Annotated in this window: 14 protein-coding genes; 9 read left to right on the top strand and 5 right to left on the bottom strand. The window is 66.4% G+C overall.

Annotated elements, in window-relative coordinates; translation table 11 throughout:
* From BN4332_RS11315 to BN4332_RS11295, 5 genes are all read left to right on the top strand, one after another.
* Nucleotides 1-1,236, top strand: coding sequence for a CaiB/BaiF CoA transferase family protein (locus BN4332_RS11315; RefSeq protein WP_435405158.1), 1,236 nt, complete (start codon nucleotides 1-3; stop codon nucleotides 1,234-1,236).
* 21 nt (nucleotides 1,237-1,257) lie between these two features.
* Nucleotides 1,258-2,415: a thiolase family protein gene (locus BN4332_RS11310; RefSeq protein ID WP_066898523.1), complete on the top strand. Its 1,158-nt coding sequence runs from the start codon at nucleotides 1,258-1,260 to the stop codon at nucleotides 2,413-2,415.
* Between the two features lie 15 nt (nucleotides 2,416-2,430).
* On the top strand, nucleotides 2,431-3,579 hold the full coding sequence (locus BN4332_RS11305) for an acyl-CoA dehydrogenase family protein (RefSeq protein ID WP_066898522.1): 1,149 nt from the start codon (nucleotides 2,431-2,433) through the stop codon (nucleotides 3,577-3,579).
* Nucleotides 3,580-3,705: 126 nt separating this feature from the next.
* Nucleotides 3,706-4,362: a TetR/AcrR family transcriptional regulator gene (locus BN4332_RS11300; protein WP_066898521.1), complete on the top strand. Its 657-nt coding sequence runs from the start codon at nucleotides 3,706-3,708 to the stop codon at nucleotides 4,360-4,362.
* Between the two features lie 14 nt (nucleotides 4,363-4,376).
* Entirely contained in the window at nucleotides 4,377-4,880 is a 504-nt protein-coding gene (locus BN4332_RS11295; RefSeq protein WP_066898589.1) for a hypothetical protein, read from the top strand.
* Nucleotides 4,881-5,004: 124 nt separating this feature from the next.
* Here BN4332_RS11295 and BN4332_RS11290 read toward each other — a convergent pair whose 3' ends face one another.
* The 5 genes from BN4332_RS11290 to BN4332_RS11270 form a co-directional block, all read right to left on the bottom strand.
* A complete protein-coding gene (locus tag BN4332_RS11290; protein WP_235654263.1) occupies nucleotides 5,005-6,126 on the bottom strand; it encodes a cytochrome P450 in 1,122 nt (373 codons plus the stop codon).
* A gap of 312 nt (nucleotides 6,127-6,438) precedes the next feature.
* Nucleotides 6,439-7,338, bottom strand: a complete 900-nt coding sequence (locus BN4332_RS11285; RefSeq protein ID WP_066898520.1) for an NADPH:quinone oxidoreductase family protein — start codon at nucleotides 7,336-7,338, stop codon at nucleotides 6,439-6,441.
* Nucleotides 7,335-8,324: a phosphotransferase family protein gene (locus BN4332_RS11280; protein WP_066898587.1), complete on the bottom strand. Its 990-nt coding sequence runs from the start codon at nucleotides 8,322-8,324 to the stop codon at nucleotides 7,335-7,337. The genes BN4332_RS11285 and BN4332_RS11280 overlap by 4 nt, the downstream gene beginning before the upstream one ends.
* Nucleotides 8,325-8,368: 44 nt before the next feature.
* Nucleotides 8,369-9,670, bottom strand: a complete 1,302-nt coding sequence (locus BN4332_RS11275; protein WP_066898519.1) for an acyl-CoA dehydrogenase family protein — start codon at nucleotides 9,668-9,670, stop codon at nucleotides 8,369-8,371.
* 14 nt (nucleotides 9,671-9,684) lie between these two features.
* Nucleotides 9,685-10,341, bottom strand: coding sequence for a TetR/AcrR family transcriptional regulator (locus BN4332_RS11270; RefSeq protein ID WP_066898518.1), 657 nt, complete (start codon nucleotides 10,339-10,341; stop codon nucleotides 9,685-9,687).
* A 258-nt stretch (nucleotides 10,342-10,599) separates the two neighbouring features.
* Here BN4332_RS11270 and BN4332_RS11265 point away from each other — a divergent pair, with 258 nt between their 5' ends.
* The 4 genes from BN4332_RS11265 to BN4332_RS11250 are packed head-to-tail and all read left to right on the top strand — an operon-like array spanning nucleotide 10,600 to nucleotide 13,328.
* Nucleotides 10,600-11,880 (top strand): cytochrome P450, encoded by a 1,281-nt coding sequence (locus BN4332_RS11265; RefSeq protein ID WP_066898517.1) that lies wholly within the window; start codon nucleotides 10,600-10,602, stop codon nucleotides 11,878-11,880.
* A complete protein-coding gene (locus BN4332_RS11260; RefSeq protein WP_066898516.1) occupies nucleotides 11,880-12,074 on the top strand; it encodes a ferredoxin in 195 nt (64 codons plus the stop codon). The genes BN4332_RS11265 and BN4332_RS11260 overlap by 1 nt, the downstream gene beginning before the upstream one ends.
* A 15-nt stretch (nucleotides 12,075-12,089) precedes the next feature.
* Entirely contained in the window at nucleotides 12,090-12,392 is a 303-nt protein-coding gene (locus BN4332_RS11255; RefSeq protein WP_066898515.1) for a DUF1330 domain-containing protein, read from the top strand.
* Nucleotides 12,393-12,431: 39 nt separating this feature from the next.
* Nucleotides 12,432-13,328: an LLM class F420-dependent oxidoreductase gene (locus BN4332_RS11250; protein WP_276079712.1), complete on the top strand. Its 897-nt coding sequence runs from the start codon at nucleotides 12,432-12,434 to the stop codon at nucleotides 13,326-13,328.
* Nucleotides 13,329-13,377 lie beyond the last annotated feature (49 nt).

Raw genomic sequence — 13,377 nt, 5'->3', positions numbered from 1 at the left:
GTGAGCGAGTCTACGAGCGACCGGTCCACCCTGCCCCTGGCCGGCATCACCGTCATCGCGATGGAACAGGCGGTCTCCGCGCCGATGTGCACTCGGGTGCTCGCCGACTTCGGCGCCCGGGTGATCAAGATCGAGAACCCGAACGGCGGCGACTTCGCGCGGGACTACGACGACGTGGTGCTCGGTCAGGCGGCCCATTTCGTCTGGGCCAACCGTGGCAAGGAATCGATCACGCTCAACCTGAAGTCACCGGAGGGCATGGAGGTGCTGCACCGGTTGCTCGACGGTGCCGACGCCTTCGTGTCGAACCTGGCGCCGGGGGCCACCGCGCGGCTGGGCCTCGGGCCCGAGGACCTCAAGGTGCGGCACCCACAGGTGATCCCGGTCGAGATCGACGGGTACGGTCCCGGCGGACCGCTGTCGCACAAGCGCGCCTACGACCTGCTGGTGCAGGCCGAATCCGGCTCATGCGCTGCGACCGGATACGCCGGGATGCCGGCGAAACCCGGTGCGGCGGTGGCCGATATCACCACCGGTCTGTACTCGGCGCTGTCCGTCATGGCGTTGTTGCTTGGGCGGGCACGCACGGGCGACGCCGGTGCCGCACCGGCCGTGGCGGTCAGCCTGTTCGACACCATGACCGACATCATGGGATACCAGCTGACCTACACCCAGCACTCCGGGATCGACCAGGTTCCGCTGGGAATGAGCTCTCCGGCGGTGGCACCGTACGGTGCATTCGACACGCGCGACGGTCAGACGGTGGTGCTGGGTACCACCAACGACCGGGAATGGCAGCGGCTGGCCCGCGAGATCATCGAACGGCCCGATCTGGCCGACGACCCGCGGTTCGCCACGAACTCCGACCGCTGCGCGCACCGGGACGAGCTCAACAAGGCCATCGAATCCTGGTGCGCCCAGCACGATCTCGACCACATCCAGCAGACAGCCGATCAGGCCGGGATCGGCAATTCGCGCTACAACTTGCCCAGCGAGGTCATCGAACATCCCCATCTGAAGGCACGCGACCGGTGGCGTCAGGTCGACACCCCCAACGGAGAGATCTTCGCGCTGTTGCCGCCGCCGGTGATCAGCGGCATGGAGTTGGGCATGGGAGCCGTGCCGGGACTCGGTGAGCACACCGATGCCATCCTGGAGGGGATCGGCCTGAGCGCCGGGCAGATCGCCGTGCTGCGCGAGCAGGGCGCCATAGGCCCGGCCTACCCGCAGTCGTAGACAACAGAACCGGAGAATCTCATGCGCGAAACCGTCATCGTCGAGGCCGTCCGTACCCCGGTCGGCAAGCGCAACGGCGGCCTGGCCGGATTCCACGCCGCCGACCTGTCCGCACTGGTGCTCAACGCACTGGTGGAGCGGGCGGGCATCAGCCCCGACATCGTCGACGACGTGGTCTGGGGCTGCGTATCCCAGGTGGGCGATCAGTCCAGCAACATCGGCCGGTACTCGGTGCTGGCCGCGGGCTGGCCCGAACACATCCCGGGCACCACCGTCAACCGGGCCTGCGGATCGAGCCAGCAGGCGCTCGATTTCGCGGTTCAGGCCGTCATGTCGGGCCAACAGGACGTGGTGGTCGCCGGCGGGGTCGAGGTGATGAGCCGGGTCCCGCTCGGGGCGGCCCGCGCCACCGGCACCCCGTACGGGCCGAAGGTGTTTCAGCGGTACAAGGATTTCGCGTTCAACCAGGGCATCTCGGCCGAGATGATCGCGCAGAAGTGGGGTTTCAGCCGCGCCCGGCTCGACGAGTACTCGGTCGCCTCTCATGAGCGGGCCGCCGCGGCGCAGGATCGCGGGGCCTTCGAGAACCAGATGATCACGGTGTTCCCGGATCCGGCCGATCACGTCGATCCGGTGGTCGCCGACGAAGGGGTGCGCCGGGGCACCACCGTGGAGAAGCTGGCGGGTCTCAAACCCGCCTTCACCGAGGATGGCGTGATCCACGCCGGCAACTCGTCGCAGATCTCCGACGGTGCCGCCGCTCTGCTGGTCATGACCGCCGAGTCCGCTCTGGCGCTTGGCCTTTCACCGATCGTGCGTTACCGCGCCGGTGCGGTGACCGGGGCCGATCCGGTGTTGATGCTGACCGGTCCGATCCCGGCCACCGAGAAGGTGCTGCACAAGGCCGGCGTCGCGCTCGCCGAGGTGGGGGTGTTCGAGGTGAACGAGGCCTTCGCCCCGGTGCCGCTGGCGTGGCAGGCCGAGACGGGAGCGGACGAGGCCAAGCTCAATCCGCTCGGCGGCGCCATCGCGCTCGGGCACCCGCTGGGCGCGCCGGGTGCGGTGCTGATGACCCGGATGATCAACCACATGCGCGACAACGGAATTCGCTATGGCCTGCAGACCATGTGTGAGGGCGGCGGAACCGCCAACGCCACGCTGGTCGAGCTCATCGACTGACGCGAGGGAGAAGTAGTGCAACGCAATCTGTTCACCGAGGACCACGAGGCGTTCCGCGCGCTGGCGCGCGAATTCATCGAAAAGGAAGTCGTTCCCGCCTATCCCGAGTGGGAGAAGGGCGGCCGGATGCCGCGTGACGTCTTCAAGCAGATGGGCGAACTCGGCATGCTCGGCATGGCGATTCCCGAGGAGTACGGCGGCGCGGGCATCGGTGACTACCGGTACAACGTGGTGCTGCAGGAGGAGGCGGCCCGCGCGCTGGTGACGCTGTCCACGGTGCGCACGCAGCTCGAGGTGATCTTGCCGTACTTCCTGCACTACGCGAACGAAGAACAGCGGCAGCGCTGGTTCCCGGGGCTGGCCGCGGGCACGCTGCTGACGGCGGTGGCGATGACCGAGCCGGGGACCGGTTCTGATCTTGCCGGAATGCGTACCACCGCGGTCCGGGACGGGGACGAGTACGTGCTCAACGGGGCCAAGACGTTCATCACCGGCGGGATCCAGGCCGACCTGGTGGTCGTGGTGGCCCGGACCTCCACGGACCCGGAGAACCGGCGCAAGGGGCTGACCCTGCTGGTCGTCGAGGACGGTATGGCGGGCTTCGAACGGGGCCGCGAGCTGGAGAAGATGGGCTGCAAGGTGCAGGACACCGCGGAGCTCTCGTTCACCGACGTCCGGGTCCCGGTGGCCAACGTGCTGGGGGAGGAGGGTGAGGCCTTCAGCTACCTCGGCCACAACCTGGCTCAGGAGCGGCTCACGGTGGCGGTGGGGTCGGTGGCCCAGGCCCGCTCCGCGATCGCCGCGGCCATCGATTACACCAAGGATCGCAAGGCGTTCGGCCAGCCGGTGGCGTCGTTTCAGAACACCAAGTTCGAACTCGCGGCGTGCTCGACGGAGGTCGAGGCGGCCCAGGCGATGCTGGATCGCGCGGTGGCCCTGCACGTCGACGGTGAGCTGTCCGGCGCCGATGCCGCGCGCGTGAAACTGTTCTGCACCGAGATGCAGGCGCGAGTCATCGATCGTTGCCTGCAGCTGTTCGGCGGGTACGGCTACATGATGGAGTACCCCATCGCCCGGCTCTACACGGACGCCCGGGTGGCGCGCATCTACGCCGGGACGAGCGAGGTGATGAAGGTGATCATCGCCAAGTCGCTGGGGCTCTGACCCGGCCCGCCTGGCCGGTGTGACGCCGGTCGGGAAAATCTTTTCCTGAGACCCTTGTCACAGCCTGTCCAACCAACCTACTGTGTGTTCACTAGGTTGGTTGGACGAAGGAGTTCGGTGACTTCAGTGGCAGGGGCAGAGGCGTCTTCCGGGGCCGCTCGGCCCTATGAGACGCTCCTGGCCAAGGGGGAAGACCGCAGGCAGCGGATACTTTCTGTGGCCGAGAAGCTGCTGGCCCGCAACGGCTGGCGCAACACGTCGCTGGCTCAGATCGCCAGGGAAGTCGGAGTCACGCCGGCCGGCCTGTTGCATCACTTCGAGTCCAAGGAGCACCTGCTGAACGCGGTGCTCGACGCGCGCGATCTCGACGACGACACGCACGCGGACCGGTCCGGCGATCTGGCCGAGGAGATCAAGCGGGTCGCAGAACGGTTCGTCCGGGCGCCCGAGCTGGTCGGCACGTTCACGGTGCTGCTGGTCGAGAACATCCAACCTGACGCTCCGCTGCACGATCGTTTGCTGAAACGGCAGCAGGCTGCGCGAGACATCGTCGCGGACATCATCACCCGCGGCCAGCTCAGCGGCCGCTATCGCTCCGACTTCGACGCGGCCGTCAAGGCCGTGGAAATCCTGGCATTCATCAATGGAATGGAGACCTCATGGCTACTCGATCCCTCGCTCCCGTTGACGGACGTGTTCAACAGCTACGCGGAGATGCTGGGGAGGGACCTGGCGCAGGGCACAGAGCAGCCGGGCGGCCGCAACGGGGCAGCCGTCCAGTGAGATTGGAGGACGACATGCGGTATCGGCTCGATGTGGTCGCCCCCTGTGTGGTGGATGCGGTCCGGTACGCCGGAGGGTGGCTGGTCGACCGGGTGATGGCAGGGTGGGATGTCACGGTGCTGATCGGCGCCGACGAGGACGTCCGGCCGCTGGCAATCCTCGGGGTGGAGACCATGGCCCTGGAGTCGGTGCTGGAGTCGTGGGAGGACCGACCACACCCGCAGACCGTCGCGGTGGCCGCCGACCTGTTCAACAGCGACGAGCGCGTGCGACGAGGCGTCCTTGGCGCGTTGGAACAGGGATACACCGAAGTGACACTGTGGGGCGACGAGTGTCCGGCCGACCTCAGTGTTGACCCGGTGCGTCACGAACTGTCAGCCGCCGCACGCGCTTTCAAGGCCCAGGCGCTGGCGGCCGTGAACCACCCCGAGGCTCGCGGGGTCGGCAACTCCGAGGCGTTCCGCTGCGGCACCATGGTCAGCCGCTCGGTGCCTGCCGATCTGATCCCGGCCATGTGACAGATCGATCCTGCCAATCGCACCGTGACCAGGTGAACACGAGCCTGCGTAGAGCTCATTGAGTCTGCGTACAGATCGTGAAAACTGCCAATTTCGCGATCTGTACGCAGAGTCGACGTCGATGTCACACGAAGGTTGGCATGGCCGACCAGCCGCGCACCGCCGCGGTCTCCGACGGTTTGGCGCCTGCCCAGTCGACCTCCCATTCCGGGAAGCGCTTCAGGATCTCCTCGAGGGCGATGCGCCCTTCCAGCCGGGCCAGGGCGTTGCCCATGCAGAAGTGCGTACCGGCACCGAACGTCATGTGTGACTTCTGTTCTCGGTGGATGTCGAAGACATCACCGTCGGGCGCGAACCGGCGGTGGTCACGGTTCGCGGCGCCGACGAGCATCAGCATCGCCGACCCCGCCGGGACCGTCTTTCCGTAGTACTCGACGTCGCGGGTGACGTAGCGGGCGATCTGCAGGGCCGGCGGCTCCCAGCGCAGGATCTCCTCGATCGCCTGGGGAATCAGCGCAGGGTTGTCCACCAGTTGACGGCGCTGATCGGGGTGATCGGCCAGTGTCTTTCCGGCCCAGCCGATGAGTCGCGTGGTGGTCTCGGAGCCGGCGGTGGCGATGACGGTCAAGTACAACAACAGTTCGTCGCGGCGCAGCGTGCGCACCGTGCCGGTCTCATCTTCGAACTCGGCGTTGAGCAGATCGGTCATGATGTCGTCGGACGGATGCTCGGCGCGCCAGTCGATGAACTCGGCGAACACCTCCCCGGTGGCCAGCGCATCGACCGTCTGCCCCTGCAGGGTCTCCTCGCCGTGGTCGGTGATGGCGCGTTGGCGATCTTCGGGGATGCCGAGCAGCATGCCGATCACCCGCATGGGCATCTGCTCGCCGAGGTCGTTGACGAAGTCGAACCGGTCCGCGCCGACCAGCGGATCGAGGCAACGGGCGGTGAACTCACGGATCTGTGGCTCCAGCGCGAGTACCTTGCGCGGGGTGAAGACCCGCGACAGCAGGTTGCGGTGAATGTTGTGGATCGGCGGATCCTCGAAAATCAGGGTGCCCGGCGGAATTTCCATGCCGGACTTGATGATCTCGAGCAGGGCCCCGCGACCGGAGATGAACGTCTCGTGGTCGATCACGGCCTTGTTCACGTCGTCGTAGCGGCTCAGCGCGTAGAAGTCGTGCTGCTCGTTGTGGTACAGCGGGGCCTCTTCCCTGATTCGGGCGAACACCGAATAGGGGTCCATGTTGAGCTCGACGCTGTAGGGGTCGTAGTACAGATCGGCTTCGGTCGACGTGGGCACGGCTGGTCTCCTGACCGTAATGAAAGGGCTGTGCACCTGCTTAGCAGCCCGGGGGCGGTTCGGTCAAGGATCGGTTGCGGGTGCCCGGTTCGGGGCGAATCTGCCACGGGCTGTTGTGGATTGCAATGTGGAACCGATCCGGAAGTGGCGCCTATCGGGATTACACCCTGTCGAGCTGGTGTAAATTGCTGCCGCAACGGCCGACGGGTGAGCAGATGACGGCCGAGGAGATCGTGCGTGAGTAGTTCTATCCGCCTACGGAGCCCTGAGTTCGATCACGACCTTGCCGACCGCCCGTCCGGCGGCGACCAGGTGCAACGCCGCGCGCACCTCGGCCAGCGGGTAAACGGCTCCGATGTGCGGCTGGACCGCCGCGGTGACCAACAGCTCTCGCAGTTCGGTTTCGTTGCGGGCGAACTCATCCGGGGCGATGTCCTGGAATTGAAAGCCGAGCACGTGAACCCCTTTGACCAGCACCAGGTTCAGCGGAATGCGGGGAATCACGCCGGAGGCATAGCCGATCGTCACGAACCGGCCACCCCGACGCAGCGTCCGCAGGGCGGGCTCGGAAAGCTCGCCGCCGACCGGATCGAGCACGGCGTGCGCACCGTCCGGCAGCGCCTCGCGCAGCGAGGCGCGTAAGTCTCCCGCGGCGTGGTTCACCAGGGCGTCCCCACCGTATTGGGCTGCTACGGCAAGCTTCTCGTCCGACGAGGCCACCGCGGTGACGCGCGCGCCGAGCGCCGCCGCGAGCTGCACNCGCAGTGTGTGATAGGCGGTGCGGTGGGCGACGCCGAAGGCTGCCGCGGTGCGGTCGTCCACACCATCGGGGATCCGGGCCAGCCCGGCCGCCGGAACGCACACCTGCTCGGCGAACGCGCCGAACAGGCCGGCACCTGTCACCCGGTCGCCGACGGCGAAACCGTCGGCGTCAGAGGAAACTTCGGACACCACCCCGGCGAACTCGCTGCCGGGGACGAACGGCACCGGGACCTGGATCTGGTACCGGCCGGCCACGAGCAGCACGTCGGGGAAATTAACCGCCGCCGCACCGACCTGGACGCGCACCTGGCCGGCGGCGAGCGGGGGAGTGGGGACGTCGTCTACACGAACGACGTCGGGTGACCCGTACGCCGGGCAGACGGCGGCCTTCACCGGTAATCGGTGGACTCGGCGAGTTCGGCGGCAGATCGCATCAGCTCGGTGACCACCGGTCCGAAGGCCAGCAGCTTCTCGTCGTCGCCGGCCCGCTGAAAACCCTGCTCCAACACGATCGCCAGCTTCCACTTGGCCAGCACCAGGTAGTAGTCCAGGTCATCGACCTGGCGTCCGGACACCTTCGCGTAGTGCGCCACCACATCGTCGCGCGAGGGCATCCCGCGCATGTCGACGTAACCCATTTCGGACGGTTCCGGGCTGTCCGTGCGCGAAGGCCACGATTGCACCATCCAGGCCAGGTCCAGCTTGGGGTCGCCGACGGTGCCCATCTCCCAGTCCACGATCGCGGCCATCGTCGCCGGCGTACCGTGGCGGTACATCACATTGGCGAACTGGTAGTCGCCGTGCATGAGACCGGGAATGAAATCGAGCGGCTTGTGGGCCCGCAGCCAGGCGGTGGCCACCTCCAGTCCCGGCAACTCACGGCTCTTGATCCGATCGAGAAACCCGATCCAGCGGTCGACCTGACGTTCGTGAAAGCCGTCAGGCCGACCGAGATCGGCCAGCCCTTTCGCACGCCAGTCCACGTTGGCCAGTAGCGCAATACCCTCTGCCAGTTGGTAACTCAGGCCAGGGCGGGCGCTCAGGTCGGAGTTGAACGGTTCGGGCCAGCGACCATGAGTGTCCATCGGGGACCAGCCGTCGACGAATCCCATCAGGTAGAACGGCCGGCCCAGCACCTCGGGGTCCGCGCACATCCCGACCGCCGCGGTGTGTGGGACGTCGGTACCGTCGAGCGCCTCGATGATGCGCCACTCCCGCAAGATGCCCTTGTCCCGATCCGGCGGGGCGCCCGCCGGTGGCATGCGCAGGACGCAGGTGTGCTCGCCGCGGCGGACCTCGTAGATGACGTTCTGGGTTCCGCCGGACAGGAAGCGGGCCTCCAGCGGCTCACCCTTGCCCGGCAGCCCGGCCTTGTCCATCCACTCGGCAAGCCGCGCGGTGTCGATCTCGCTGAGGGATGGCGTCACAGGTTGCCCACCTCGGCCTCCAGGAACTCGGCGAACTTCGCCTTCGCGGCCTCACGCTTACGCGGGATCCACTCGGTCGGCCAGGTGTCGGTCGTCGGCTGGTAGTCGCGGAGCACCTGGCGGGCGACCGTCGTCTTGTGCACCTCGGTCGGTCCGTCGGCCAGCCCCATCACCGCCGCACCGGTGACCATGCCCAAGAACGGCATCTCGTTGGTGACGCCAAGGGCGCCATGGACCTGCATTGCCCGCCAGGCGATATCGTGCAGCACCGTGGGCATGGCCACCTTGACCGCGGCGATGTCCTTGCGGACCTTCTTGTAATCGTTGTACTTGTCGATCTCCCATGCGGTGTAGAGCACCATCAGCCGGAACTGCAGCAGCTGGGCGTAGGAGTCGGCGATGTAGCCCTGGACGAACTGCTTGTCCGACAGCCGGCTGCCCTGGGTCTCACGGCTCAGCGCGCGTTCGCACATCATGTCCAGTGCCTTCTGGGCCAGGCCGATGGTGCGCATCGCGTGGTGGATCCGGCCGCCGCCCAGCCGGGTCTGAGCGATCACGAAGGCCTGTCCCTCGCCACCCAGCAGCGCCTCGGCCGGTACCCGGACGTTGTCGTAGTGGATCAACGCATGGCTGCCGTGGTTGTCCGCTTCGCCGTACAGGCCCACATTGCGGACGATCTTGACGCCGGGAGTGTCGGTGGGCACCAGGAACATCGACATGCCCTGGTAAGCGCTGACCTCGGGGTTGGTCACCACCATGACGATGAGGAACGACGCCGTTGCGGCATTGGAGGAGAAGAACTTCCAGCCGTTGATCACCCAGTCGTCCCCGTCGCGCACCGCGCTGGTGGTGAACAGCGTCGGGTCCGCACCCGCATGCGGCTCGGTCATCGAGTAGCAGGAGAACAGCTCACCCTCGAGCAGCGGATGCAGATACTGCTTCTTCTGCTCCTCGGTGCCGTAGTGCGCGATGATCTCGGCATTGCCGGTGTCGGGGGCCTGACAGCCGAATATGATCGGCGCCCACTGTGAGCGCCCCAGGATCTCGTTGAGCAACGCGAGCTTGAGTTGCCCGTATCCTTGTCCGCCGAGGTCTGGCCCGAGATGGGTGGCCCACAAACCTTTTTCGCGCACCTTGGCCTTGAGCGGATCGATCGCTTCCCTTCGCTTGCCCTCCAACTGGGTGAACTGCAGGTGTGGAAAGGCCAGGTCGAGCGGCTCGACCTGTTCGGTCACGAATTCGTCGGCCCAGTCCAGTAATTCTTGATACTGCGGGTCGGTCTCGAAATCCCACGCCATCGGGGTCCTCCGATCTAATTGGTGTTGTTGAAGCCGGTGATCATCGCGCCGATGTCACGTGCGACGACGTCGGTGAAAGCCCGGTCGCCGAAACCGCCGCCGGCCCAATGCCGGACGCCTTCGCTGACCAGGATCTGCGCCAGCCGGGACAGATGCGCCACGTCGACGTGCGGGCCGAGCTTTCCGTCGACCTGGGCCCTGGTGAACAACTCGCCGAACATGTCGGCGTCCTGCGTCTCGGGGTCGGCACCGCCGGTGGCCAGGATGCGGTGTTCATGGCGGTACCCCTCGAGGATCGTCTCGACGATCAGATCGGGGGGATTGCGGGCCATCGACCGTTCCAGGCTGCGCAGCGCTTCGGTGATGACTGCCATCAGGTCATAGTCGCCGTCCAGCAGCGCAGCGATCCGCTTCTGGGCCAGTCGGGTCGAGGTCAGGCCGACCTCGAACAGCACGTCCTCCTTGGCCGGGAAATAGAAGTAGAACAGCGCGCGGGACACCCCGGCTGCCCGGCAGATGTCGGCAACCGTGGTCTTGGCGTAGCCGTTGGTGCGCCAGAGTGCCATCGCAGCCTGCACCAGGTCCCGCTTGGTCCGGTGCGAGCGGGCCCGCTGAAACGAGGCGCGGCGTTGACTGCCGTCAGCAGTATCCGCCACGGGGCCCCTTGGCATATCACGCACCGTAACAGCGGATTCGGCAAAAGAGAATAGTTGACGTTTGTCTAACTAATGTCCCATCGGCGACTTGCCACCGGCCGGGCGGTGCGACGACGGGCAGCACCGGGGAAAAGCGGGGGCGAGAATCCTATTCTTGCTGCTTGCCGCAGATGGACAGGGGTCTGACGTTGACGGGCACCCCGGGCTGTGGAAATCTACTATTCAGAGATGAGAGCCGCATTCTCCTAGGTGCGGCCGGAACGGGAGCAGCATATGGCGATCGACCCAACCGGTATCGATTTCTTCCGCGATGAACGATTGGTCGATGATCCGTATCCCTTCTTCGAGGCTCTGCGGAACAAGTGCCCGGTCACCCGCGAAGACCACTACAACGTGACGATGGTGACCGGCTGGGACGAGGCCGTGCAGGTCTACAACGACGAGGAGACCTTCTCGTCGTGCCTGTCGGTTACCGGCCCGTTCCCCGGTTTCCCGGTACCGCTGGAGGGCCGCAGTGCCGAGGAGGTCACCGCGCTCATCGAAAAGCATCGCGACGAACTGCCGTTCAGCGATCAGCTGCCCACACTGGATCCGCCGACCCACACCGATCACCGCTCACTGCTGATGCGGCTGATCACGCCCAAGCGCCTCAAGGAGAACGAGGACGCAATGTGGCAACTGGCCGACGAGGTGCTCGACAACTACCTGGCGCCGGGTGAGGGAGAGTTCATCAAGGGCTTCGCCGGTCCGTTCACGCTGCTGGTGATCGCCGACCTGCTCGGCATTCCGGACGAGGACCGGCAAGCGTTCGTCGATGGCATCAAGCAGAATTCCGGAGGCGGAGTCGGCAGCACCAGTAAGGAATCGCTGTCGCACAGCCCGCTGGAGTTCCTCTACGGCCAGTTCGCCGACTACACCGCGGACCGCCGGGCCAATCCGCGCGACGACGTCCTGACCGGTTTGGCCTTGGCCACCTTCCCGGACGGCAGTGTCCCCGATGTCGGTGATGTCGCGCGGGTGGCAACCAATGTCTTCTCGGCCGGCCAGGAGACCACGGTGCGTCTGCTCAGCACGGCGCTGAAGGTGCTGGGTGAACAGCCCGAGATCCAACAGCGGTTGCGTGACGACCGCAGCCTGATCCCGAATTTCATCGAGGAGGCCCTGCGGATCGAGAGTCCGGTCAAGGGTGACTTCCGGCTGTCGCGCTGCCCGGTGACCGTCGGTGAGACCGAGCTGAACGCGGGTACCACGGTCATGGTGCTCAACGGTGCGGCCAACCGCGATCCGCGGCGGTTCGAGGATCCCGACACGTTCGACCCGGCCCGCAAGAACGCCCGCCAGCATCTGGCGTTCGGCCGAGGCATCCACAGCTGCCCGGGGGCACCGCTGGCGCGCGCCGAAACCCGGGTCGGTATCGAACGATTGCTCGACCGGACCACCGACATCCGGATCTCCGAGGCCAGGCATGGCTCGGACGGCGACCGGCGCTACACCTACATCCCGACCTTCATCCTGCGCGGGCTGACCGAGCTGCATCTGGAGTTCGACACCTGATGCGGGTCCGGGTTGACGAGGACCGTTGTGCCGGCCACGGCATGTGCCTGACACTGTGCCCCGAGGTCTTCGAGATGTCAGACGACGGGTGGGCGGTTGCCGATCCCGAAGAGGTGCCGGCCGGCCTGGAAGACGCGGCACGCGAGGCGATAGAGAACTGCCCGGAACGGGCGATCAGCCAAATCGACAACTAGAGAAAGAGATTGGTCATGGCATCTGGAACTTCTAAGGGCTACGTGATCATCACCGAGGACATCAAGGACCCGGCCGGTATGGGCGAGTATGCCAAGCTGGCATCGAAGGCGATGGGCGGTGCCACCATCGTGGCCGTCGACCAGAAGCCCGAGGTGATCGAGGGCGCCTGGCACGGAACGCAGACCGTGGTGCTGGAATTCGAATCCGTAGACGCCGCGCGCGAGTGGTACTACTCGGATGCCTACCAGGCGGCGGCCAAGGTTCGCGCACGCGCTGCCGAGTGCAACGGCGTCATTCTGTCCGGCTTCCCGGCCTGACCGGAAGCGGCCGCGGTGCGTTACAGCGTCACGTATCCGATGCACACTCACCCGTACCATCCGGATCTGGTGAGTGGCAACGGAGTTGCGGCGATGGCCGCTGCGGCCGAGGTGGCCGGGTTCGACGGCTTCGGGTTCACCGACCACCCGGCTCCGTCACAGCGGTGGCTGGACGCCGGCGGCCACGACGCGGTCGATCCGTTCGTGGCGATGGGGTTCGCCGCGGCGCACACCACGACCCTGCGCCTGGTACCCAACATCGTGGTGCTGCCGTATCGAAACCCGTTCGTGGTGGCCAAGTCCGGCGCGACCCTCGACCTGTTGTCCGGCGGCCGGTTCACGCTGGCCGTCGGAGTCGGCTATCTCAAACGCGAATTCGCCGCGCTCGGGGTCTCCTACGATGAGCGCGCCGAATTGTTCGACGAGGCGCTCGAGGTGATTCGCGGTATCTGGACCACCGACGACTACGCCTTCGAGGGCAAGCACTTCGGCGCCCGCGGTATCACCGCGCACCCGCGGCCGGCGGCGGATCCGTACCCGCCGATCTGGATCGGTGGCAACACCTCGGCCGCTCGGGCACGCGTGGCCAGACACGGTGACGGCTGGTGTCCGTTCGCCGCGCCGCCGGGGCTCGCCAAGACCGCGGGCACCGCGGCCATCGACTCACTTGATGCACTGGCCGCGGGGGTCGATGACCTGCGGGGCCGGTTGGATGCGGCCGGTCGTGATCCGGGTGGAATCGACATCGTGTTCAACAACTTCGAAGGCGGTAGTCCCGGCGACGACGACTTCGACGCCGATGCCTATCTGGCCGGTGTGGAGAAGCTCGCCGCCCTCGGGGTGACGTGGCTGCACGTGACCCTGCCGGGGGACAGCCTGGCGCATGCCCTGGAAGCCACCGAAAAATTCGGCAAGGCGGTGATCGCCGCGGCGTAGCCGGATCGACGTTTTCGACGCCTGGGTCGTGATTCTTCGATCGAAGCGA

This window comes from Mycolicibacterium houstonense (assembly GCF_900078665.2).
Taxonomy (GTDB): Bacteria; Actinomycetota; Actinomycetes; order Mycobacteriales; family Mycobacteriaceae; genus Mycobacterium; species Mycobacterium houstonense.
This window is presented reverse-complemented; position numbering and strand designations above follow the sequence as displayed.

Excerpts from the sequence above, each read along its gene's own strand:
- BN4332_RS11310 (WP_066898523.1), top strand. The coding sequence starts at position 1,258 with ATGCGCGAAACCGTCATCGTCGAGGCCGTCCGTACCCCGGTCGGCAAG.
- BN4332_RS11295 (WP_066898589.1), top strand. The coding sequence starts at position 4,377 with ATGCGGTATCGGCTCGATGTGGTCGCCCCCTGTGTGGTGGATGCGGTC.
- BN4332_RS11290 (WP_235654263.1), bottom strand. The coding sequence starts at position 6,126 with ATGGACCCCTATTCGGTGTTCGCCCGAATCAGGGAAGAGGCCCCGCTG.
- BN4332_RS11280 (WP_066898587.1), bottom strand. The coding sequence starts at position 8,324 with ATGGACAAGGCCGGGCTGCCGGGCAAGGGTGAGCCGCTGGAGGCCCGC.
- BN4332_RS11275 (WP_066898519.1), bottom strand. The coding sequence starts at position 9,670 with ATGGCGTGGGATTTCGAGACCGACCCGCAGTATCAAGAATTACTGGAC.
- BN4332_RS11270 (WP_066898518.1), bottom strand. The coding sequence starts at position 10,341 with ATGCCAAGGGGCCCCGTGGCGGATACTGCTGACGGCAGTCAACGCCGC.
- BN4332_RS11265 (WP_066898517.1), top strand. The coding sequence starts at position 10,600 with ATGGCGATCGACCCAACCGGTATCGATTTCTTCCGCGATGAACGATTG.
- BN4332_RS11260 (WP_066898516.1), top strand. The coding sequence starts at position 11,880 with ATGCGGGTCCGGGTTGACGAGGACCGTTGTGCCGGCCACGGCATGTGC.
- BN4332_RS11255 (WP_066898515.1), top strand. The coding sequence starts at position 12,090 with ATGGCATCTGGAACTTCTAAGGGCTACGTGATCATCACCGAGGACATC.
- BN4332_RS11250 (WP_276079712.1), top strand. The coding sequence starts at position 12,432 with ATGCACACTCACCCGTACCATCCGGATCTGGTGAGTGGCAACGGAGTT.